The organism is Bariatricus sp. SGI.161, assembly GCF_050313695.1.
Classification (GTDB): domain Bacteria; phylum Bacillota; class Clostridia; order Lachnospirales; family Lachnospiraceae; genus JAFBIX01.
Window position 1 is genome coordinate 29,371 of the sequence record NZ_JBNPLX010000020.1, and the last position, 23,797, is coordinate 53,167.

Sequence of the window (23,797 nt, forward strand, 5' to 3'; positions counted from 1 at the left end):
AAATGCAGGCACTATCTGCAGCACCTATATCAATCTTCTGAGAGGTGTATGCAATTATCAAGGTACAACTTGGGTCTTGCCCATTTACTTAGAAATAGTCATGAAATTTTGGAGATTGGAAGAATTTTGGAAAAAAATTAAGCTGCCATAAAAGGCAGCCTGTAAAAATCATTAGGGATGTTTGGAGGTTAATCTTTTGAGAATGGATATAACCGCCATCATATCATCCTCATCCAACTGTTTTAAAAGATCGTTTGCTTTTTGATAAAGAGGTAAGTTATGAATCCTTTCATCAAAGAACTCCTGTGGTGTAATATCAAAATAACGGCATATTTCATAAAACTGGCTCATGGAAGGCAGAGAACGTCCGGAGCTGATATTCTGGATGTAACTTTTATTTTTACCAAGATCAAGACTCATTTGATATTCGGATACATTTTTTCTAAGGCGCAGCTCTGTGATTCGGTCTGCAATATATTTTTCATCCATTTTTTCTCACCTCGTTTTCTTTATTTTAATCTATTTACGAAAGTGAAATTACGGATTAAAATAGGTGTATTAAAAGTAAAGAGGATAATATTATTGATTATATCCGTAATTTGCGGATATAATACAACATACATGATCATATACACAGAATCTGGCGGATTGCAGACGTTTATTTAAAAAGTTATCAGTAAAAAGATGTGTTATGTGTATGATTTCGGGGTATGATGTAATAGAGGTGAGTCAGATGAAAGTAATCGGAACAGAACAGGAAATCGAATGGATTAAAGAAGCCTTGCAGAACAACTGTGAGGGATGTCCCCTTTCTGCATTGTGTGCAGGAGCTGCTAAGAAAGACAGTGAGCAGTACGGAAAGGTAAAACAGACATGTAAAGAATTCCTGGGTGAGCATATTGTTTTTATTACAGAAAACAATATATAGTATATATAGAATTGACACAAACAATATCTTGTGCTACTATACTGATATAGTTTATTTTTTATGCATTCCCTTGTAGGGAAGTTCTGGGATTGTGCGAATCCCGGAATCAACAGGCAGAGAAAAACTTCCTGTCTGGCATAAGCTGTTTATGTTTGTATAAAGTGTCACTATGCGGTGTGTATCGCGGTAGTGATGCTTTTTGTTTTATTAGGTAAAATACCAGAGATTTAGGAATGGATGGAGAAATACTCTTTTCATTCCTTTTTTTATTTGTTTAATGGCAGATGATGCAGCCACAACCAGCTTTGAGCTGTTTATGGATAAAACTTATTTTAAGAAAGGTGGAAAGACACATGAATGAAACAAGAATTTTTGCAGATGCGTATCAGACGACGTTTGCAGACCCAAAGGAGATGCTGGAATTTTTAGCACAGAGAGCAAAAGAATCTTCCTGGATCCGTAAGCCTACAAGAACACTGCGACTGGTTCCGGCTATTCAGGAAGTGGGTAAAATGAAGGATACAGTAGGAAAAAACTGGGAAGAGATCCTGGAGGATACTGAGAATAATACCCAGCTTGCTTTAAAAATTAAGGGTGAGACCTATCCGGTGCGTACCTGTGCGATCCGGACAATTCTGGATCGGGCAGGAATTTCTGGTTCCGGGCTTAGAAAACTGGAAACAGCAAATTATGCGAAGGTAGTGAATTACTGCCTGAAGGTAGCGAAAGGGGATGCTCTGATTAAGATTGCAGATGGAAAAGTATCTGCAGTTCACGGTGGAGATCATCATGATTACAGCATATTGGATATGCGGGCAGTATTTGAAATGACCATGCAGTTTCTGAATACCAATTTTCCGGGAAACAGTTACGTGGAAGGTTCCGGAATGTTCGATCATTCCATTGTTTCCGCAATGTGGGAACTTGGGGGAAATCAGGAACTTCTGGATACTTACAGGGATGCTTTAAGTGATCATGGCATCAGCGATAATATCATTGCACCCGCTGTAAGGCTTACGACATCAGATGTTGCAGTAAGCGGAGCAAATCTGTATCCGATGCTGACTTGTTCCAGCAGTGGCAGGACGATCAGTCTTGGCAGTCCAATTAAACTGGCGCATACCGGCGGTGCTGATATGACACAGTTTCTGGCAAATTTAAGAATGCTCTGTTCCAGATATCAGGATGCAATTTCAGATATAACGAAATTGATGGATATTGAAATCCATCATCCGCTGAATTGTATTCGTTTATTGATGAAACGCCTGGGAATCCGAAAAAAATTGATCAATGATGTGGCGGAAATGTTTGAGTTCCAGAAAGGAAACGGACCCTGCACTGCACATGATATTTATTTTGCTATGAACGAAGCATCGTTCTTTGCAGCCTGTGAAGGAATGCAGGGAGCAGCAATCATTAATCTGGAAGAACAGATTACCCGTGCATTGGCTTTAGACTGGAAAGAGTTTGATGTAGACGGAGCAATCAAATGGTAAGGCAATAAGAAAAATCAGAAGGAGGAAATAAAGAATGACAGGACTGAATTTGAATTATGAACCGGAGATTGTAGTGGATATCAGTGGACTTACGAGAGAGGAATGGCTTGATTACCGTAAAAAGGGAATTGGTGGCAGTGATGTGGCGGCTATTATGGGAATCTCCCCGTTTGCGACAATCCGGGATCTATATAACAACAAGGTGGGGATTCTGCCTGCTATTCCGGAGGAAGAAGAAAACAACTGGGTTGCAAAGGAAGTCGGACATCGGCTGGAAGATCTTGTCGCAGAGATTTTTGTCAGAAAGACAGGACTGAAGGTATTTCCGGTAAGAAAAATGTTCCGGCATCCCCTGTATCCGTTCATGCTTGCAGATGTGGATTTTTTTATTTTATTTCCCGATGGCACATACGGAATTCTTGAATGTAAGACCTGTAATTACAATGCAAGTAAGAAATGGGATGATGATGCAATTCCGGATAATTATGTGCTCCAGGTCAAACATTATCTGTCGGTCATGAACATGCAGAAAGCTTATATTGCATGTCTGTATGGGAATAATGAAGATGAATTTGTATTCCGTTATCTGGAGCGTGATCTGATGGATGAAGAAGACCTAATAGAACAGGAAGCGTTCTTCTGGGAGGAATATGTTGAAAAACATGAGGAACCGCCGTATAACGGAAAGACAGACCTCATTTTAGATAGTATTCGGAGATCTGTGGGATATGCGGACATTAGTCTCCCGGAAATCGAATTATCATGTCTGGAATCTAAAAATCTTGAAAGATATCTTGCTCTGGCAGAGGAAAAATCCCAAATTGAAAAAAGAAAAAAAGAGATCGAAGCGGAGCAGCGTGCAATCAGTGTGCCTTTTGTGGAGCAGTTAGGAGCCGGATGCAAAGCCATTTTAAAGGATGGTACGAATTGTTACCGGGTTACGTATAATCCGACAAAACGTACACAGATCGGAAAAGCGCAGATGGAAAAGCTGAAGATTCAGCATCCCGATATTTATGAAGAATATGCGAAGACAACTGAGAGCAGAACGTTTCGTATAAAGAAGGAGGCTGCATAATGTTTGGCAGATTCAAACTGGAGGGATGTGGAAGATGCGATGCAGATATGTGAATAAGATCTATATGAATGAAGGAAATGGCTTTACTGTAGCACTCTATTGTACCCAGGATACGTCCGTGCCATTGTCAGCAAGGGATAAGTATCTGGCATCCCGAAAGATGATCGGCTTTACTGCCGTGGGATACAATTTGCCGCTTACAGACCAGATTGAACTGGAAATGGAAGGAGCCTGGGAAAACGGAAGTCATGGCCTGCAGTATAAGGTGGAATCCTTTATGGAAATTGTTCCACGGACGAAAGAAGGAATCATTGGCTATCTAGCATCTGGTGCGATAAAAGGCGTCAGACAGAGGACGGCAGAAGCCATCTATCATCAATTTGGTCTGGATACGCTGGAAGTCATTGAAAAAACACCGGAGAAACTGCTTTCCGTTCCGGGAATTTCAGAAAAGAAACTCCGTGGGATTATGGATTCCTTTGGGAAGAACCGGGTGTTTCGGGAGCTGATGACCTTTCTGGCTCCTTACAAAGTGACACCAAAGAAAGTGAATCTAATCTTGCAGACATTTAAAGATGAATCTGTGGATATCATCCGGAAACGCCCATATATGTTATGTGCAGTCAAGGGATTTGGATTTCTGACAGTGGATAACATTGGCAGGGCACTTGGAAAGACTCTGAATGATCCCATGCGTATTTCAGGGTGTATCAGTTACGTGTTAAATGAGGCTATGAAGGAAGGACATCTTTATCTGGAACAGGAAATTTTAACAGAACGGGCACTGGAAGTGCTGAATAAAGATCTGACTTTTCAGGCGGTGACTGCTCAGAATGTAAGCAATGTACTCTACCGTCTGGTCATGCAGAACAGCATTGTATTAGATGGGGAAAAGGTCTATACCTTCCGCCAGTTTGAAGCAGAGGAACAGACCGCAGCCATGGTTGCAAGGCGGATTCTTTATCCTATGGAATCGCTTGATGTGGAAACTGAACTTGTACAGGCGCAGAAAGTCCTGGGAATTACACTGTCAGAAAAGCAGAAACAGGCGGTCAGGATGGTGTTTGCGAATCCTATCAGCATCATTACAGGTGGTCCGGGTACCGGAAAGACAACTGTTTTAAAGGTAATCCTTTATATTCACGGCATGAAATGTAAGTCTGAAGTGCAGTTAATGGCACCGACCGGCAGAGCCGCAAGACGGATGGCAGAAAGTACGGGTAATCAGAACGCCTCGACCATGCATATGGCACTGGGGCTTCTGGGAGAAGATTATACGGCTGAGTTTGCCTATCTGGAGGCAGGGTTTGTCAATGTGGATGAAACATCCATGGTGGATATGCGGCTGGCTTATGAATTTTTCCAGAGAGTCAAAGGGGATACAAGAATCCTTCTTGTGGGGGATGTGGACCAGCTTCCTTCGGTGGGAGCCGGTGATGTATTTCGTCAGCTTATCCAATGTGGGCTGATACCGGTCACAGTGCTTGACCTTGTGTATCGTCAGGGTGCCACAAGCAGCATACCAGTGAATGCAAAGCTGATGCAGGAGGGAAAAACCAACCTGATCCTGGGCGATGATTTTGTGTTTGTGCCCTGCAAAGGGACAGAAGAAACTGCAGATACCGTAAAGAGACTCTATCAAGAGGAAGTCATCCGAAATGGTCTCGACCAGGTGCAGATCCTGACCCCTTTCCGGGTAAGGACTGCAGCTGGTGTGGTGGAATTGAACCGCACGCTGGAGGATATCATTAATCCACCAGTCAGTGGAAAGAAGGAACTTGTGATTGGAAAAGACGTATTCCGGGTTGGGGATAAGATCATACAAAATAAAAATACTGCACTTATCAGCAACGGAGATATGGGAACCATTCTGGATTTTGATGAAGACGAGGAAGGAAACCCTAAGATCAGTATCCAGTTTACGGAGAACCGGAGAATTGAGTATGAGCTGGAACAGATGGAAATGATTGAACATGCAAATGCGATTACGGTTCACAAATCGCAGGGATCGGAGTGTCCGGTGGTGATTATTCCGTGGGTGAAGGCATTCTATGTTATGCTGAAACGAAACATTCTCTATACTGCAGTGACCAGGGCCAAGTCCAAAGTCTATCTGGTCGGGGATTGGAACGCAGTATGTCAGGCGATTCATACCGATGACAGTGGTAAGAGAAATACAGTGCTGGCAGAGAGAATCTGCAGCTATTATGACCAGTATCAAAGCCGGAATAAGCCTGCGCAGGAAATGGAACAGTTAAAACTTGCAGTATAAAAATTTTAAGAAATATTACAATCTCAGAGAAATGCAGACTATTACTCTATGTAGGGTTTTCGTCTGCTTTTATTTTGGACAGAAATCGAAAGGAGCAGAACGAATGAAATCAATCTTATATGACAAATCAGAAGCTGTTGCAGCACTCAACCGGGTGGAAGGATTTAATCCTGTGGAACTTGCAAGAAGATTGGAAAAGGAAGGACAGGAAGATCAGCTGTATCTGGATGTGAAATACCGGAAACTCTGGTTCCGTCTGGTATATCCCATGGGAAAAATTATCAGTATTGTTCGCAGTTTTTCAGAAAATGCAGCTTTGGTAGAAGCGAGAATCTATCTGGATAAGTGTGATGCGGAGGACAATTTCATTGCCAACGCATTTTCACAGAAATTCCGGTCAGAGGATCCGAATTTTGGAGCGAAATTTCTGGAACTTGCGGAAACGGCTGCTGTCGGACGGGCACTGTCAGATGCCGGGTTTGGACTTCAGTTTGCGGATGTAGGTGAAGAAAATGATCTGGAACAGGTGGATGCCGGGATTCAGATTACGCAGTCATCTCAGAATTCAGGAACTGTGCAGAGTCCTTATAGCGGGAATCGGGCTGATTATCAATCGACTGAAAATACGTATCAACAGACTGAAAGGCAGATGACGGGTGGTTCCATTCCGCCGATGCAGACACAGTCTGGCATGATGGGACAGTTTTTTCAACAGGCACAGGCAAATGGTTCCATCATCGGTCAGCCATCCATGCAAAATACCTATGGCCAGCAGCCGGGAATGAATTCCATGGCGGTAGGTACAGCGGAAAATGCGATAGACGGTTCCCTGCCTGTGGAAGAACTTCTGCAGCACATGACTTATGAGCAGGCGGTGCAGGTTGTGATTCCGGGCAAAGGGAAATATGGCGGCAAGACCATGGGACAGGTGGCAAAAGAAAGCCCACAAAGTCTAGAGTGGTTTGCCAGAAGTTATTCTGGGAATAACAATGCGGTTTCGGCTGCAGCTAAATTTTTGTTAAATAAAGCATTACCAATGGCAGGATAGTGGATTCTGCCTGTTAAGACCCCACAGTCAGCTATCTGGCTGCGGGGGAAAGGAGGCTTGAATATGGATGTATGACATGTCAGGGTTTGATTACGATATCCGCGATGTGGTGCGTGTACTGAATCTGCAGGTGCGTCGGAAAAATCCTAGTTCCTATGATGTGGACTGTCCTTTCTGTAACCATAAAACAGGAAAGATGAATGTTAATATCAAGAAAAACGTCTTCCGTTGTAACTATTGCAATGAGCAGGGGGGAATGCTGGATTTATACGCCAAGTTATATGGACTTTCAAAGGCAGAAGCAAACCGGCAGATTCGGGAGGCATTAAACCTGGGCCAATACCGGGATGATTATAAGATTCCGGAGAAAAAGCCGGAGCCTGAGATTCCCGAAAATAGTGACCGTGCATCGGATGCGGATATCAACCGTACCTATTCCATGCTGCTTTCCTATCTTACGTTATCAGAAAAGCACAAGGAAGACTTGCTGGCGAGAGGGCTTACGGACGAGCAGATCGAGGCACAAAGATATCGGAGCGTTCCTCTCTTTGGATTAAAAAGTCTGACCAGGAAACTACAGGAAAAAGGATGTACGGTAAAGGGAGTGCCGGGATTTTATCAGGATAAGGATGGAAAATGGACGATTCATTTTTCAGCAAAAAATTCTGGGTTCCTAATCCCGATTCTTTCCATGGAAGGTCTGATCCAGGGATTTCAGATCCGGCTGGATCATGTGACAGATTCCAGAAAGTATATCTGGCTCTCCAGTGTAAATTACCAATATGGAGTCTCATCCGGAAGCCCCGTTCATGTAATAGGGAATCTGGATGCGAAAGAAGTGTATGTGACAGAAGGTGCTTTAAAAGGAACCATTGCTCATTATCTGTCCGGAGCTACGTTCTTATGTGTGCCCGGAGTGAACCAGCATCGGAATCTCCGCCCTATTCTAGACAGCCTTTCCAAAAGAAATCTCCACCTTGTATATGAAACTTTTGACATGGATAAGAAAATGCCGGTTGCCTGTGATGGACAGTATGGTAAATGCAGCGAATGTACGAAGAGGAACAGGTTTGGAGAGTGTCCTTATAAGGTGAAAAAACGGGAAATCATTCAAAGTGGGTGCAGAAAACTGTACGAACTTTGTAAGGAATATTCTTTGCCCGTGAAAAGAATGTTGTGGGATACGGATGAAAACAAAGAATGGCGTGGACAAATCAAAGGGATAGATGATCTATATTATGATTTGTACATAAATCAGACAGATAAAATGTCTCAAAGATTATAGAAACAGGAAGGTCGGAGTATTCTGCTCTGGCCTTTCTTGAAAGGAAGGTTTATGAAAAGTAAAAGAAATGTACCACTACTGGTTATGATGATTGCATCGTTCATTATATTTATATTTGCTGCAGGCAAATTAATAGGAATTTTTCTGGAGTATCAGAAAGGCAATCGTACGTATGAAGAACTTATGGAGTACGTACAGGATCCAGAAACAGATGAGCAGGGTAAAAATGATCCGGATCCAGAAGATGATTCAGGATTTACATTCCTTCAGGTAGATTTTGAAGGATTAATGGCTCAGAATCCGGATGTTGTAGCATGGATCCAGATACCGGCACTTTCTGTCAGCTATCCGGTTGTACAGGGAAAAGATAACTCTTTTTATCTGCATCATATGTTTGACGGACAGGAAAACAAGAATGGTAGTATCTTTATCGACTATCATAATAAGCCGGATTTCACGGACAGTAATACGATTGTGTATGGTCATAATATGAAGAATGGAAGTATGTTTGGAACGTTAGATAAATATCAGGAAAAATCTTTATTTGAGCAGTATCCTTGTTTTTATATTTATCTTCCAGACGGTATCTTAGAGTACCGGATCGTATCCTGCTATGCAGGAAGAACAGGAAGTGTGGGGTATACTTATAGGTTTCCTGAGCAGGAAGATTTTCAGGACTTTTTGGAAAGAATTTTATCCTTCGCTGCTTATGATACAGGAACGGAAGTTACGGACACAGACCATGTCGTTACGCTTTCTACCTGTGTCAACTCGAACCGAAATTATCGGTATTTGGTGCACGGAAAACTGGAGAGGAAAATAGAGATGGGATAATGGATGATGGCATCGGCAGCTATTGCTGGTGCCTTTTCATATTTTTGAGGGAGTGGTTGCGTTTTACGTAGGTAGTACGTACAGAGTAAGTAGAAAGAAAAAGGAGTGATCATTTTATGATTAAGAAATTAAGAGTAGCAGTAGATCATGGCAACCGTAATATGAAGACTTGCAATCATGTATTCACGACAGGGCTGACAGAAATGGATAAGAAGCCTGCAAGGGGCGAGATATATCTGCAGTATCAGGATAAGTATTATACGCTCAGCGAACGTCGTATCCCATATCAGAGGGATAAGACTTCAGATTCCCGATTTTTTGTACTGACATTGTTTGCAATTGTTATGGAATTGGAAGACAAGACACAAATTCAGTCAGATGATGTGATTCAGATCGAACTTCCAATCGGACTTCCGCCAAAGCATTACAAAGAGCTGTATGACAAGTATGAGAAATATTTTAAGGGTGATGGAAAAGTGTTTCGGGTGGAATACTGTGGCAGAGAATATCATCTCTGTATGAAAGATGTGAGGGCTTTTGTGCAGGACCTGGCTGCCATGATGACAAAGATAGATAAGATTGGGGAGGCTCCGAAAGCAGTAGGAATTGATGTTGGGGGATTCACAACAGATTATTTGCTATTAAGAAGAGGAAAGCCAGATATGGATTACTGTGATTCATTGGAAAAGGGCATCATTACTATGTGTAATGAGATCATTTCCAAAGTCAACAGTGAATATGACATGCTATTGGAAGAAGTGGATGTGGAAAGCATCATTCGGGGGAAAACAGAATTTTATGATGAGTATGTAGTCCGGGCGGTTGAGAACATGGTACAGGACTATGTGACAGATCTTCTGAATAGTATCCGTGAACGTGGTGTGGATACGAAATCTGCCTATACAGTTTTCATTGGTGGTGGTTCTATTCTGCTCAGGCGATTTTTAGAGAAATCTGACCGTTTGGGACGTTATCTGTTCATTGATGACCTATGCGCCAATGCAAAAGGGTATGATCTCCTGTATCGTATGTATGAGAGCAGCAAATAGAACGGGAAGTGATTGTTGTGACCAAAAAGAATCCCAATAAATTCACGATTGGATTTAAGAAAAATAATGTTTCCCATCAAAAAGTCGTTGAGATTTTAAATAATACGGAAGACAAGGCGGATTTCATTGCCAGCGCAGTGCTTCATTATCTTGGCGAGGGAAAAGGAACTGATTCTTTGAATCCGGACAAGTCTTCCCTATTGCCATTGATTAGAACAATTGTAAAGAAAGAGATTCAAGAAGCAATCTCAGAAAAGAAATTTGTTTCTACAGAAAAAACAAATCTGGATGAGACAGTCATGGATTTGTCTGGTTCAGAAGAAGAACCGATTGCTTTTGATGAACATATTATAAAAAATATCTCAAATGCATTGGATGCATTCCGAGGTATATAGAAAAGAAGCAGCCTTTGATTGGGCTGCTTCGAATTTTGTCGAAAAGTTTTTCGATTCATAAGTCATTCATAACTGGCTCATAAGTCGCTCATAAATGGCCGTTCTATAATCAAACAATGGTGAAGTGGAGAATGAAAGGAATTACTTTTGTTTTCGGAGACCGTCAAGGAGTCCACGGAGCGTATGTAAAGCCAGATCTTTTTCTTCATCTGTACAGTCATTTAACTCATAAATGATCTGTTCGATATAAGGATTGGCAGGTGGCTTGTCGTAGAAGATGACGGAATCAAGCGAAATATTCAAGTATTTGGCTAATAGACTCAGAGTTTCAAGTCTGGGGTTAGCATTATAGTTCTCAATATCAGATATTGTGCGTAAGGAAACGTGCACATTTTCAGCCAGAGCATTCTGTGAAAGATTCCTGCGAAGACGTTCTTCTTTGACCAGATCTCCGAGCAATTTCTTAACCATCATTTTCATCACCTCACTTAACGCATATATTTTACTCTAGTTCCGCAGTATATGAAATGCGTTAAAATGCGTGCGATAGAGCAATATAATGCGTTAAGTGAATAGAGAATAAGGAAGTTATTTGGGAGAAGAGTCTGATTGAGTTACACAGATCGGTATAGGCATAGCAAGAACTTATTAAAAAAATCTTATACCAATATGTGGAACATCCTTCTGGTGAGTATGCAGAATATGCCTTAATAACATGTGGATTAGCACATGAAATAGTATGGATAATCTGGAAAGTCGAATTAGGTATAAACCGATTCGACTTTCTTTTTGATTGTCGAATTTTATCGAATAATGGAATACGGTGTCGATCCCCGCCTTCTGGGATTTCAAAAGAAAAACGAAATCAAAATACAGGAGGATAAACAATTGGATAAATTTACATATACCGGTTCCAAGATTAAGAATCAGTTTACTGCATACATACTGGCGCAGATTCGAGGAGCCAGACAGAATTATTTACGAAAGATGCTGCGGATTAGCAGGAATGAAATGCCAGCAGAGGATTTGACAATGGAAGAAATGGGCATTTCAGTAGAAGAAAGCCTTGAACTGAAATATCGTGAAGAATTGTTGTTAAAAGAGGCAGATGGGGACTATCCGAAATGGGACGAGATGAAGGATCAGAAACTTGTGGAGGCATTGCTCTTACTACGTGAGGATGAGAGAAAACTGATTTATCAGCATGTGTTTGAGGAACGGACGTTTGATGATATGAGTCGGATCAATGGCTTGCCACCTTACAAGGTGAAAGGGATTTATTATTATGCAATCCGTAAGATAAGAAAATGGATGGGAGGTGCAAGATGATGAATTTTGAAGAAGTGTTGTTCCGGGCGAAGATGGGAGACCATGTAGCTACTGAACGGATATTAGAGATGTTCCGACCATTGCTGATAAAAAACTCTTTGATAAATGGAAGATTTGATGAGGATTTGTACCAGGAGTTGATAATTGAAGTGCTAAAGTGTATTCAGTCGTATCAAGAATTGGATTAGCATGTATAAAGGTAATGAAGTAACAGGCGAGCTGGAATTTTATTACTCAAGTTGGAAAACGAGAAACATTCTCAAGTACAAATGTACATTTTAAGAAATAATATTGTATAATGATTAGACAAAACTAACCAATAGTCATAGAATACAGAGTTGTTGAGGAAAAAGTAATGTCTTGAAAGGAATGTAATAGAAAGATGAAAAAGAAAAAATCATATCATTGGTTATTATTTATTATTATTGCAATTATCTTGATTGGGACTGCACTTTATCATATTCTTCCTCCATACATAGACCGTTTGTGGACAGCACGAAGCTATAAGAAACTGGCAGAGGAGTATGTCAGTGATGAATCCGAACCGGACGATGGAAAGCAGAAGAAAAAAGACTGGTGGCTTACGGACGTTAAGGTAGAATTTGACAAGCTGAAAGCCGAGAATCAGGATGTCATCGGCTGGATACGTTTTGATAATCAGGACGAGTTTGGAATTAATTATCCGATTTTGCATTCGGGTGACAATGAAAAATATTTAAGAACTGACTTGCATGGCAACAATCATATTGCAGGAAGTATCTTTCTGGAAGGTCTCAACAAATCTGATTTTTCAGACTATTACAACATCATTTACGGTCACAATATGATAGATGGAAGTATGTTCGGAAGTCTGAAGAAATATAAGGACGAAGGCTTCTGGCAGGAGAATCAATACTTTACTGTGTACTCCGAAACAACTGCCTACCGTTATCAGATTTTCTCCTATGAGGATGCAGTCATCGGCGGCGATGTATACAAAGTAGGATACAAGCCTGGTGAAGAATATCAGAAGTTTATCGACCAAATGATAAAAGATTCTGATGTTGATACAGGTGTAAAGCCGCAATCCAGCAATAAGATACTGACACTTTCTACATGTACGGGAAATGGATACAGCAAGCGATTTGCCATCCATGCGGTCTGCATTGATGCACAGACAACAGACCAGTCAGAATTAAAGGAAACAGGTAATTAAAATACATTGACAAACTTCAAAAAAGAACAATATAATTAAAAATATAACGGTTTGGAATGGCTAACCAAAAATGTAATTAGAAAACGAGAAAACAGACATCAATGCGAAGATTCCGCCACTGACAGAAAATTTTGCGGGAAATACCGGATATCGGATAAAAGGAAATGCATAAAAAAACAGGTAGGAAGTGTAACAATGAAGAAGATAGAAAACAGAAATATTGATATGACAAAGGGCAGAGGGGAGATGGAAGAAGATCTTCTGGAATATGTCTATCGGACATGGAGACAGGGCAGACAGATTACATCAAAAGAGTATGCCAGAACAACAGGGATAACCGGATACGAGGCGGCAGGACTGGTACGAAGCCTGGTAACAAAAGGTTTTTTATATGAAACGGGAAATGGTAATCTGGGACTGACAGAAAAAGGGAAACTGGAGGGGATGGATTGCCTTGCCAGACATGAGAAACTCACGCAGTTTTTCCAGATGGTAAGTGGAATGGATCAGGAACGGGCGCAGGAAGATGCGTGTCGTGTAGAACACTATATCAGTCCGGAAGGATTAAAAGGAATTGAGAATTTTATGCAATATGGAGATATATATGACAGGGTTTATGACGACATGGATCTGTATACCTTTTATGGGGATGGAGAATTCCCGATGGCATTTGGACTTTATGAACCGGAAAGACGTAATCCAAGGTTTCTTGCAGCCGAGTATGAGAAACTGGAACATTCTGCTGTTTTAAGAATTAAGAAGTCTGAGAACTGTTTTCTGCTCCGAACGAAAAAAGAGGAATCCTTAGGTTTTGTGTGGTATCGGAGAGAGGAAGAGTGGATACAGGCAAAAAAAGAAAAATGTGTTTATCAACTCCCAACAGATATTTTTACCTACACCGCTAATACGAGCATCCCAATTACCGAAGCAGTGGCAATCATTGCCATTACCCGTTTTGACCAAAAACCGCTGCAAATCGATTATCGGGAATTGAATATACATGTATGGTAAAGAAGGAGATAAGAAACAATATGGAAAAAGGTGAACATCTGAAACGACAGAACAGACCTACGATGCTCCAATTAAAATATTTACAGGGACTTTCAAGGGTGGAAAAGAAACGTGGAGTACAAGGAAGTATCGCAGAATATTATAACGTGAACCGTTCAACGGTAAACCGATATTTTAAAAACTGTATAGAAAGAGGGATTCTGACAGAAACACTGGAATTTACTGTTGAAGGCCAGGAATGGCTGGGCAGGTATGTGGAGTTATACGAGAATCTTCAGAAATACCTAGAAGAAATCGGTGCGAGACCGGAGGAGATAGAAAAAACAATAGATGTTATGGTGGAAGACATCGACATTCATATGCTGGAATTGATGATCAATGCACATGCAGAAAAGAAATCAGTATACAAAAGAAGAGAGAATGAACTGGATCAGGAGATACAGAACAATCTGCAGAAATGCGAAAGGCATCCGGTTGTATTCCGCTTGTATCGTATGAATAAAAAGTCGGGAAAGAGCAGAGACTCTATGGCAATGAGAGGATTTGAAGAAACAGCAGAAATTGTTCAGAATCACGGAGAAAGTTATCTGGAACTGAAGCTGAAAGAAATGACGGCACATTCCAGAGCGAATGGCAAGGTGATGGCGGGCAGGTTGAAAACACTGAAGTATGAGCATAACGAGATCTTTGAGACAGCAGAGATTGAGGATAATCGTGTAAGAATTCCAATGGAAGCATGCAGAATGCATAAATGGACTGGCATAGGTACAATGGGCAGTGTACCGATTACAGTAACTTGCAACGTGGGAGAGATGCACATGCCGGAAAGCACTGCGATGTTATTTTTTTGGGTATAAAAAAGCAAAATGAGAAAAAATATCATTGTGCAAAATATGCAACAAAAATGAGAAAAAAATTCAATAAAAAGCCGTTGTTGATAAAATACCATCAACAACGGCTTTTTTGCACAAAAAAATGTCTGAATAACAACAAAAATAAAAGAAAAATCGCTATAATTGTTGCTATTTGGGCAACAAATCATTTGAATATAGTGTTGACAGGTGTGGTGGATTATGGTATCTGTTGGATGTGGAGTTAGACGCAAATAACCGAAAATAATATTGCGGAACTCTAAGCAATCATAACTAAAAATTTATTAGCGAAAAGCTAATACCAAGACAAGAAAAGGAGGATTACAGTTATGAGAAAGATTAAGAAATTAGTTGCTACATTATTAGCAGCAACAATGTTACTGGCAATGGGAGTTACAGCGTTTGCTGCAGATTCATTAGCAGATGGTAAGTACACAGCAAAGCAGAATCTTTATAAGAACTCAGCTTGTACAACAACATCTATGGGAGATGATGCACTCAATGATATGCGTGCAGAAATTACGATTGCAGATGATGAGGCAACACTTGTTGTTCATACTCATGAGATTACATATTTAGGTCTGACTGGACATTTAGGAAAAATGGTAGTTAATGGAAAAACAGTTACTCCGAAACAGACTACAACTAATGGCGTAACAGATTACTACTTCACATTCACAGGTTTAGATGCATCTACAATTTATGAAGGCTGTGTAATTACTGGTAAATTCACAACATACGTTGGAAGTATGCCGATGAACGCAACAGGATATTTGAAACTTACAGACATCACAGCAAAATAAAATAAGTAAATATGTATGTAAAGCAAGCTGCTTTACCAAAAAGTGCAGCAGCTTGTTTTACTTGATACGGAGGAAAAATGAAAAAAATAAAAAAGATATTAGCCTTTGTATTGAGTACAAGTATGTTACTTGGCGGTATGAATATACAAGCGTTTGCTGGTGAACAGAAAGAAACAAATACCGCAAATACAGAGTTAGATAACCAAAATGAATATGTTGTTCCACTGACTTTTTATGGACCTTCTGGAAAACTGCTTACGGAGGAGCCTTATTCGGGTACAGTTCAGGATTACATGGATAATGTTGCACTAGTAAAAAAGAATGATAATGGAACATATCATGTAACCTTACAGATTGAAAATTATGAAAAAATTGATATTTTGCAGTTCTCAAAACCGGGTGTAATTTCAGATGATATAGCACCTTCGAATGCACCTATGGGAACTTTTAATATTCCAGAAAAATATATTGCTAATAATGAGGAAAATCCATCAGAGGCAACGGAATATTTGAAGGAACAAGGACAAATTAATGAAGAGTGGAATGATAAATACATTCAAAATTATTCTGTTGAAAAAGCAACAACGGGTGTGTCGTGGTATTCTTTTGATGTGGATACACTGGAAGGAACGATGTATACTAAAGCTTTCTATAGTTATGGAAGAACAGATGATGACTTGGAAAGCTATATGTACGGAATTGTAAACGGAAAATTTACATTTGATGTAAATAATGCAGTAGTTGCTAAAGAGATTAACGAAGAAAATTATAAAAATATTGGATTGGAGCTTTCTAAAGTTGTAACCAGTGTTGGAGATTCATCGGATTTCACAGGATTTGTAGCAGAAGAAAAAACTGCAAATGATTTGTTTAGTGGTACTTGTGAAGCAAAAATTGAGAATGGAAAAGTTACTGTTACAGCAGAGACAAGTAGCATTGATTCAATAAGAGTACTTGAAGAAATTAAGGATTTAGGCGAGTGTACTTATCCTTCAACTTCTTCATATCGCCAATATATGTATGCGTATTCGAGAGAAGTAAAAAAGAATAAGTATATTTCTGTTTATTCAGACAATATTTTGGAAGATGGAAAATTTTCCATTGAATACGAAAACTTAGAAGAAGCTATTTTTGGAAAACAGGTTGAGATACAAACAGAAGATGGTACCTACTATGGAGAATTGCGAGTAAGAACAACACCGAAAGAAAAACTCGAATTGACAGATGGTGATGTTACACTTGTAACAGATAATTACACAGTTAATAGTAAAGCAAAATTTGGAGCAGAACTTTTACAGGAAACATCAGATGAAGCTAGTGAATATAACAAATATTATTCTTTGTTAGCAGGAAACGCTTCAAAAGCATTGATCTATAATTTGTCATTAAAAATGAATGACTCACAGGTTATCCCATCAAGAGCGGTAGAATTAAGAGTAAAAATTCCGGAAGACTGGGATACGAGCAAAATAGAAGTTCAATGGTATTATCCAGTAAATGAAATGTTTAATCCGATAGAGTATTTTGATTCGTCTTCCTATAAAAATGATGATGGAACTATTCACATGGAAGGCGATGAACTGGTTATAACAGGTACTACTCGTGTTTATAATACAATCGCTATTACACAAAAAGCAGATAAAGTAGACATTTCAGAAATTCAGGACGGAACATATAATGTTAATGTTACTATGTGGCAGCAGGAGCAGCCGGATAGATTATCTATGAGCAATTCGGCAGTTGTAAATGATTCCGCTCGTTTAGTAGTTAAAAATGGAAAGAAACATATTTACTTTGATACGCAGGGAATTACAATCGGAGGTAAGTACGGATATAGCAATGGCATTTTCTGGGCAAATAATGAGCAGACAGAAGAAGATGGGCTTCCAGTATTAAGCGAATATACACCACTCGATTATTACAGTTATTATCTGAATGATTCAGGAAACACAGATATGGATTCTTATGCAGAACAGTATGATCTGTATTATCCAAAGACGGTTGGATTCGAATTTCCGGAATCAGCAGACAGAGATGACGGGGTATATCTGAACTTCTTTGTTCCTATCATGGATGAACTTCAGCATAAAGTTCCTGGATCTGGTGAAGGATGCAGAACTGCATTTATGACTTTATCTGGTTTAACCCCTGTAGCAGAAATTAACGAGCCGACTCATGATAAATCTGTTTTAGTTGTAGCAGTTGACAAAGCATCTAAATATGCAGCCGACAATTATACAGAGGAATCTTACAAAGTATTATCTGATGCAGTAGCAAAAGCTCAGAAGGTAATCGACGGAACAACATCTGCAAACGATTCTGAAATCGTAGCATTAGATAAAGAAATCTCTGATGCAATCAGCGGATTAAAAGAGGCAACTGGACTTGATAAATACAATAAAGTTCTGAAAAATGCCAAAGCATTAAATGAAGCAGATTATACAGCAGAAAGTTGGGCAGACCTTCAGGCAGTGATCGCTGCTCAGGAAGGAAATGTGACAGAAGAAAATGCAGATCAGGCATCCGCAGACCTTCAGTCAGCAGTAGATGCACTTGTACCGATGTCAACAGCCGTTTCAATGGAAAAAGGCGTTTATGAAGTACAGGCAACACTTACCAATCAGGATGGAACAGCAAATGATTTGAATGCGGGATTAAAATCTGCTCGTTTATATACAGATAAAGACGGTAATGTAACTGCTTATCTGTACGTGGACGGAATTACCGGTATGCAGTATCGAAAAGGTGCTGGATATGTAGATGCAGATACAGACGCAGGCAGACTTGTAGTTGCACTTCCTGCAAATGTAGAAAATCATAAAGTAAAAGTAACAACAGAAAGCGGAGAAGCAGAACTCCTGTTAAATCTGGATTTAAAATCTGCAGTAAAACAGGAAATTAAAACTTCTGATCTGGAATCGAAGTTAGAAGATGCAAAAGCATTAAAAGAGAAGAATTACACAAGTGATTCATTTGCCGCAGTCACAGATGCCATTGCAAAAGCAGAAAGCGTTCAGGCAGATAAAGTGGCATTCCAGTCAGAAATCACAGCGGCAGAAACAGCTTTGGATACAGCAACAGCAGGTCTTGTAATGAAAGAAGAAGTAAAAGCAAGAGCAGAACTGGATCAGGCAGTTTCCGATGCGAAAAATAATTATGCAGAAGCAAATTATACAAAAGACAGCTATGAGAATCTGAAGTCTGCAATCAAGAAAGCTGAAGAAGTATTAGCAAAATCTGATGCGACAGCAGATGAAATGAAAGAACAGGTTGACAAACTGGACAAAGCGGTGAAAGCACTTGTTCGCCTGGACGATGCAGTAGATAAGACAGAATTAAATGGCTATATCAAAGATGCACTGACCAAGATAAATGACGGTACTTATACAGACAACAGTTGGAACAGTTTCCAGGCAGCAATCAAATCTGCTCAGAAAGTATCCGCTGATGTCAATGCAACAAAAGCAGAAGTAGAAAAGCAGACAAAACTGCTGACCTCTTCTTATGAAGCACTTGTTGTTAAGAACAAACAGAGTGATCTTTTTGAAAAATATCCGCAGATTTTTGAAGGTACATATTCCGTACCGATCAAACTGCTCAACGCAACATCCGATGAAGATTCTATGGGAAATGCTTCCATGGTTCAGACCGGAATTGTAAGAGTTACAAATAAGGGTGAAGTAACACTGGAGATGAATTTCCAGTCCATGCAGTTTGCCGGAATGACAGGTTATCTGTACAAACTGAAAAAAGTAGATATGGATACGGTTGAATACAACAAATATAATTATCCGGTAAAATATGAAGCTTCCGATGCAACAATTCTGGAAGAGTACACAGATGTTTACGATTTATTTAATGACAAGAACTCTGAGTATTACGACAAGAATACAGAAGGAAACTGGTATCCGAAAAAATTATCAATCCCGATTGAACTGAACGACAACCTGTTCTATGTAGAGGTTTATGTTCCAGTTATGGAAAGCATCGGTGAAGGACAGGGTACAAAGGTTGCCAGAGTTTCTATCGACTGGGCAAACATCAAACAGGAGACAGGAGTGGAGAGAGACAACAGTGTAATCGAAGCACTTCTGAATCAGGTATCCGGTATGCAGCAGGGTGATGTTGCTGACGAATACTGGAACGCTTTAAATGCGGCTTACATGACAGCTCAGGATGTTTACAATGATATGAATTCTACACAGAAAGAAATTGATCTTCAGGTGAAGGCTTTACAGGCAGCCGTAGATGCAGTAGAAACTCAGATCGTAGACAAGACAGAACTGAATGCTTTGATTGAAAAAGCAACAGCGGAAGCAAACCGTACAGATGTTGTTTATACATCTGCAACATTAGAAGCATTAAAGACAGCAATTACAAATGCACAGGCAGTAGCAGCAAAAGAAGATGCTACCAAGGCAGAAGTTCAGGCACAGGTTACAGCACTTCAGACAGCACTTGACAGTTTAAGAGTTGTTGATAAGACAAACTTAAATGCACTGATCGAAAAAGCAAAGGCTGAAGCAGCAAAAACAGATGTTTACGAAAGCAACAGTCTGACAGTCCTGAATACAGCAATCACACTGGCTGAGAATGTTGCAGCAAATCCAAAGGCAACCGAGTCAGAAGTTGCAGCAGCAGAGAAATCTCTGACAACTGCATTAAACGGACTGGTAGAAAAAGAAGTTGTAGATAAGAGCAAACTGGAAAGCAAAATTGCAGAAGCAAAGACATATTTAAGCCAGACAGACATTTATACAGAAAGCTCTCTTGCAACATTACAGAGTGCAGTAGGTCGAGCACAGAATGTAATGGATAATGATTCTGCATCACAGAAACTGGTAGATGATCAGGTGACAAAACTGACAGAAGCAATCCAGCAGTTAGCAAAGAAGAGTGATGGGAAACTGGATATCAAGAACCTTGCTGATGGAGTTTACTCTATCTATGGAACAATGGTGAAAGTAGACAAGAATACTTATTCTATGTCAAATGAAGCAATCAACCATACAATTAAGCTGACAGTAAAGAATGGCAAATATTACATTACTCTGAACTTCAACGGATTGACAGTAGGACAGAAACTTGGATATTTAAGCAAGCTCAAATACTTTACAATAGGTTATACACTTGATAAGTATGGTAATCCGCAGGGAACACTTGCTGATGTTACAGTTGACAGCTATCAGAAGAACAGCGATGGCTCACTGGTTTCTGACCAGTACGGAACAAACTATCCAGATGAAGTAACATTCGAGCTTATTCCGGAAGCTCTGGATGATGGATATGTTCCGTTACAGGTATTCGTTCCAATCATGGACGCTATCAGCTCTGGTACAGGAACACAGCCAGTATTCCTGAAACTGGATTGGACTTCATTAAAAGCAACAACATCCGATGATCCAGACTTTGACAAGAACGACAACAATGGTAATAACAACAATAATAACTCCAACGGAAGCAACAACAGCTCTTCACTTGGAAACAGCTCACTTGGAAATAACAGCCTCGGAAGCAGTTCACTTGGAAGCAGCACACTTGGTTCTTCCTCACTTGGAAGTGGTTCTTCAAGTCTGAAGAGTGGAACATCCAGCCTTGGATCAGGTTCCAGCCTGAAATCAGCATCCAATGTTAAGACTGGTGATGTTGTACAGAACAATACCCTGTGGGCAACTATCCTTCTTCTCGGAGGAGTCGCTTTACTGGCAGGAATCATGGAGTACAACAGAAAGAAAAAAGCAAACGTAAAATAATAAGTAGTGATTTGGCAAAAAGGTGACTATTCAGAACCCTTTAGAATAAGAAAAGCTGATACGTCATGCTTGCATGTAAGTAGCAGCTTTTCTTATTCGTAAGGCGGCTCGAATAGAGTCGCCGCTCCATACATGAGCAAAATTAGCTGCAAAGCAGCGAGAAAGCACGAGACATCGTGCGGTTTTGCGAATGTATGGGTAGGGTTCTGAAAAGTTATAACAGGAGATAAGGAATGAAATTAGCAGCGAAGAAAAACAAAATATTGTCTGCCATTATGACTTGTGTGCTTGCCGTTACTTTAATGGCAGGCTTTCCTGCTGTTAAGGCTTATGCCGCAAGCGGGACAGTGTATAGCTGTGCGATCAACAGATGTTACGCACACCCAGTTACCGGAGTAATCGAAGATTCCGGTGGAGAGAGTTCTTATGCAACAGGACAGGGCATGGTAGAAGGCTGTGTATACAGCAATGGTATCTTGGAAGTAACAGACGATGGAGCTTATTATCTGACTTTCCGCATGAGTCTGATGGACTACACCAGTGGACATAGCTTTCAGGTACAGAATGTAGGTGATTCCGGCTGGTCAACACCATCCGAGATCGGCGTAACAGGAAATGGTACAGACAGCAACGGTACAACCGCAGATGTTTGTATGCGTGTGCCGAGCGAAAACTGTGTAGTCAGAGGTTCCATGTATGTAGAACCGATGGGAAGAGATGTTGTTTTCTATCTGTACCCAAGTAATTACAGCGAAGGCAATAATACAGATATGAATGCAACCATGGTAACAGGCAGTTCCGATGGAACATCAGTGACATCCGGTGACGGATCAGGAACGGTGGAAAGCTCTGGTTCATCAACAGGAAACAGCAGTTTGAGTTCTGGAAGTTCCTCACTTCAAAGCTACGGCACATCAGACAGCAGTTCTTCCGGCACATCAAAGAAACTGGAAAGCAGTATTACAGAAGCTGCAAAACCGAGCAGTGATTCCTCTTCGCTGGATACGGAAAATGCAGTGAATTCCGCAGAGGGACTGAGTCTTTCGACAGCTAAAGATGGAACAAGTGACAGCGATTCCGACAGCGGAAATACTTCTTCCGGCAACCGGATTTTCCAGATTGCATTGGCAGTTGTAGTAACAGGTCTGATTCTGCTTGGAGCAGTATCCGGAGTAATCTATTTCTTCCGCAAGAACTGGAAACGTTGGGGAGGTGCAGAGGACGATGATGAATAGACGTTTAAAAAAAGCATCGGCTGTCCTCCTTGCCATGACCATGATTTTCTCTCTGGCAGGTTGTGTAGACCAGAGTCAGGGGAAGAAAAGCAGTGATTCCAATGCAAAGACGGAGAGCAGTACAGATAAGCCAACAAGTAATGATTCCGCATCCGATAGCAAATCTTCTAACAGTAAAACGGAAGATGCCAAGTCCTCTGACAGTAAATCTGCGAAAAAGGATTCTTCTGACGAAGATGCTGAGTCCCTTTTGAAGATAGATGATCCGGACGAAAAGGCAGCCGTGGAAGCAGCGAAGAAAAAGGTACAGGCGATGAAAGAAAGCCCAAGAATCATAGCGACTTCTCCGGCAACCGCAGATATCTGTGACAAGCTGGAACTGGATCTGGTAGGCGTTTGCAGTAGTACCGTATCCACAATTCCCGACAGATACAAAGATGTAGAGACAGTCGGAACAGCCATGAGTCCGGATATGGAGATTGTATCTTCTTTAAATCCAGACTGGATCTTAAGTCCGGTGTCATTGCAGAGTGATCTGCAGCCGAAATATGAAGCAATCGATACAGACTGGGCGTTTTTGAATCTTAGAAGTGTGCCGGGAATGTACCGTTCCATTCAGGAGTTGGGTGAGATTTTCGACAGAGAAGATCAGGCACAGAAACTGGTGGACGAATTTACTGAATTTTACGATGACTATAAGAAAAAGAATGAGGGAAAAGACCATCCGAAGGTTATGATCCTGATGGGACTTCCTGGTTCTTATATTATCGCAACACCGAATTCCTATGTGGGAAGTCTGGTGGAACTGGCAGGCGGCGAGAATGTATACTCTGACACCGATCAGGAATTTTTGACCGTAAATACTGAGGACATGAAAACCAAAGAGCCGGATATTATCTTACGTGCCGCACATGCACTGCCGGATCAGGTGGTAGAGATGTTCAATAAAGATTTTGCGGAGAATGACATCTGGCAGCATTTCGATGCGGTGAAAAACGGCAGAGTTTATGACCTTACTTATGAATATTTCGGCATGAGTGCTACATTCAAATATCCACAGGCTCTGGAAGAATTACAGCCGATTCTTTATCCGGAAAGTGATGAAGATACAGCAAAAGCAAAAGAAGCCAGTGACAATGCACAGAAGAAAGCAAAGGATTCTGACGCAACTGAGAAATACAACGAACAGCAGAGCAAGTAGAAAGGAGAGGGCA

The 23,797-nt window shown here is 40.6% G+C and carries 21 protein-coding genes; 19 read left to right on the plus strand and 2 right to left on the minus strand.

Annotated elements, in window-relative coordinates; genetic code table 11:
* Positions 1 to 171: 171 nt before the first annotated feature.
* Complete coding sequence (locus tag ACQRBH_RS12045; protein ID WP_297874360.1) at positions 172 to 489, minus strand: helix-turn-helix domain-containing protein; 318 nt, start codon at positions 487 to 489, stop codon at positions 172 to 174.
* 244 nt (positions 490 to 733) lie between these two features.
* Here ACQRBH_RS12045 and ACQRBH_RS12050 point away from each other — a divergent pair, with 244 nt between their 5' ends.
* The 9 genes from ACQRBH_RS12050 (at position 734) to ACQRBH_RS12090 (ending at position 10,385) form a co-directional block, all read left to right on the plus strand.
* The gene (locus tag ACQRBH_RS12050; RefSeq protein ID WP_154322054.1) at positions 734 to 928 is read left to right on the plus strand and encodes a 2-ketoisovalerate ferredoxin oxidoreductase; all 195 of its coding nucleotides are present in this window, start codon (positions 734 to 736) and stop codon (positions 926 to 928) included.
* A gap of 353 nt (positions 929 to 1,281) precedes the next feature.
* Positions 1,282 to 2,424 (plus strand): transposase, encoded by a 1,143-nt coding sequence (locus tag ACQRBH_RS12055; RefSeq protein ID WP_427761877.1) that lies wholly within the window; start codon positions 1,282 to 1,284, stop codon positions 2,422 to 2,424.
* Positions 2,425 to 2,458: 34 nt separating this feature from the next.
* Positions 2,459 to 3,502 carry a YqaJ viral recombinase family protein gene (locus tag ACQRBH_RS12060; protein ID WP_288861124.1) on the plus strand — a complete coding sequence of 348 codons (1,044 nt, stop codon included), beginning with the start codon at positions 2,459 to 2,461 and terminating at the stop codon, positions 3,500 to 3,502.
* 34 nt (positions 3,503 to 3,536) lie between these two features.
* Positions 3,537 to 5,774, plus strand: coding sequence for an SF1B family DNA helicase RecD2 (gene recD2, locus ACQRBH_RS12065; RefSeq protein ID WP_427761879.1), 2,238 nt, complete (start codon positions 3,537 to 3,539; stop codon positions 5,772 to 5,774).
* 103 nt (positions 5,775 to 5,877) lie between these two features.
* Positions 5,878 to 6,822 carry a hypothetical protein gene (locus tag ACQRBH_RS12070; protein WP_427761880.1) on the plus strand — a complete coding sequence of 315 codons (945 nt, stop codon included), beginning with the start codon at positions 5,878 to 5,880 and terminating at the stop codon, positions 6,820 to 6,822.
* A 67-nt stretch (positions 6,823 to 6,889) separates the two neighbouring features.
* Positions 6,890 to 8,107, plus strand: coding sequence for a CHC2 zinc finger domain-containing protein (locus ACQRBH_RS12075; protein ID WP_427761881.1), 1,218 nt, complete (start codon positions 6,890 to 6,892; stop codon positions 8,105 to 8,107).
* Between the two features lie 51 nt (positions 8,108 to 8,158).
* Positions 8,159 to 8,941, plus strand: coding sequence for a class B sortase (gene srtB, locus ACQRBH_RS12080; RefSeq protein ID WP_427761883.1), 783 nt, complete (start codon positions 8,159 to 8,161; stop codon positions 8,939 to 8,941).
* Between the two features lie 116 nt (positions 8,942 to 9,057).
* Positions 9,058 to 9,990, plus strand: coding sequence for a ParM/StbA family protein (locus tag ACQRBH_RS12085; RefSeq protein ID WP_154322061.1), 933 nt, complete (start codon positions 9,058 to 9,060; stop codon positions 9,988 to 9,990).
* Positions 9,991 to 10,007: 17 nt separating this feature from the next.
* Positions 10,008 to 10,385 (plus strand): hypothetical protein, encoded by a 378-nt coding sequence (locus tag ACQRBH_RS12090; RefSeq protein ID WP_154322062.1) that lies wholly within the window; start codon positions 10,008 to 10,010, stop codon positions 10,383 to 10,385.
* A 141-nt stretch (positions 10,386 to 10,526) separates the two neighbouring features.
* On the opposite strand, the gene ACQRBH_RS12095 is transcribed toward ACQRBH_RS12090, so the two are convergent.
* Complete coding sequence (locus ACQRBH_RS12095; RefSeq protein WP_243133589.1) at positions 10,527 to 10,859, minus strand: helix-turn-helix transcriptional regulator; 333 nt, start codon at positions 10,857 to 10,859, stop codon at positions 10,527 to 10,529.
* A 414-nt stretch (positions 10,860 to 11,273) separates the two neighbouring features.
* Here ACQRBH_RS12095 and ACQRBH_RS12100 point away from each other — a divergent pair, with 414 nt between their 5' ends.
* The 10 genes from ACQRBH_RS12100 to isdE all read left to right on the plus strand — a co-directional run bounded on the left by ACQRBH_RS12100 (position 11,274) and on the right by isdE (position 23,784).
* Positions 11,274 to 11,714, plus strand: coding sequence for a sigma-70 family RNA polymerase sigma factor (locus tag ACQRBH_RS12100; RefSeq protein WP_195839722.1), 441 nt, complete (start codon positions 11,274 to 11,276; stop codon positions 11,712 to 11,714).
* Positions 11,711 to 11,902 (plus strand): helix-turn-helix domain-containing protein, encoded by a 192-nt coding sequence (locus tag ACQRBH_RS12105; RefSeq protein WP_330578514.1) that lies wholly within the window; start codon positions 11,711 to 11,713, stop codon positions 11,900 to 11,902. Before ACQRBH_RS12100 ends, ACQRBH_RS12105 begins: the two co-directional genes overlap by 4 nt.
* Before the next feature lie 194 nt (positions 11,903 to 12,096).
* Entirely contained in the window at positions 12,097 to 12,909 is an 813-nt protein-coding gene (gene srtB / locus ACQRBH_RS12110) for a class B sortase (protein ID WP_154322063.1), read from the plus strand.
* 195 nt (positions 12,910 to 13,104) lie between these two features.
* Entirely contained in the window at positions 13,105 to 13,920 is an 816-nt protein-coding gene (locus ACQRBH_RS12115; RefSeq protein ID WP_154322064.1) for a metal-dependent transcriptional regulator, read from the plus strand.
* A 20-nt stretch (positions 13,921 to 13,940) separates the two neighbouring features.
* Positions 13,941 to 14,777, plus strand: coding sequence for a hypothetical protein (locus tag ACQRBH_RS12120; RefSeq protein WP_154322065.1), 837 nt, complete (start codon positions 13,941 to 13,943; stop codon positions 14,775 to 14,777).
* The gene (locus ACQRBH_RS12125) at positions 14,768 to 15,019 is read left to right on the plus strand and encodes a hypothetical protein (protein WP_154322066.1); all 252 of its coding nucleotides are present in this window, start codon (positions 14,768 to 14,770) and stop codon (positions 15,017 to 15,019) included. Before ACQRBH_RS12120 ends, ACQRBH_RS12125 begins: the two co-directional genes overlap by 10 nt.
* Positions 15,020 to 15,121: 102 nt before the next feature.
* Positions 15,122 to 15,595, plus strand: coding sequence for a hypothetical protein (locus ACQRBH_RS12130; protein ID WP_154322067.1), 474 nt, complete (start codon positions 15,122 to 15,124; stop codon positions 15,593 to 15,595).
* Positions 15,596 to 15,672: 77 nt separating this feature from the next.
* Positions 15,673 to 21,348: an NEAT domain-containing protein gene (locus ACQRBH_RS12135; RefSeq protein ID WP_287842562.1), complete on the plus strand. Its 5,676-nt coding sequence runs from the start codon at positions 15,673 to 15,675 to the stop codon at positions 21,346 to 21,348.
* Between the two features lie 233 nt (positions 21,349 to 21,581).
* The gene (locus ACQRBH_RS12140) at positions 21,582 to 22,583 is read left to right on the plus strand and encodes a heme-binding Shp domain-containing protein (RefSeq protein WP_154322069.1); all 1,002 of its coding nucleotides are present in this window, start codon (positions 21,582 to 21,584) and stop codon (positions 22,581 to 22,583) included.
* On the plus strand, positions 22,573 to 23,784 hold the full coding sequence (gene isdE / locus ACQRBH_RS12145; RefSeq protein ID WP_154322070.1) for a heme ABC transporter substrate-binding protein IsdE: 1,212 nt from the start codon (positions 22,573 to 22,575) through the stop codon (positions 23,782 to 23,784). Before ACQRBH_RS12140 ends, isdE begins: the two co-directional genes overlap by 11 nt.
* Positions 23,785 to 23,797 lie beyond the last annotated feature (13 nt).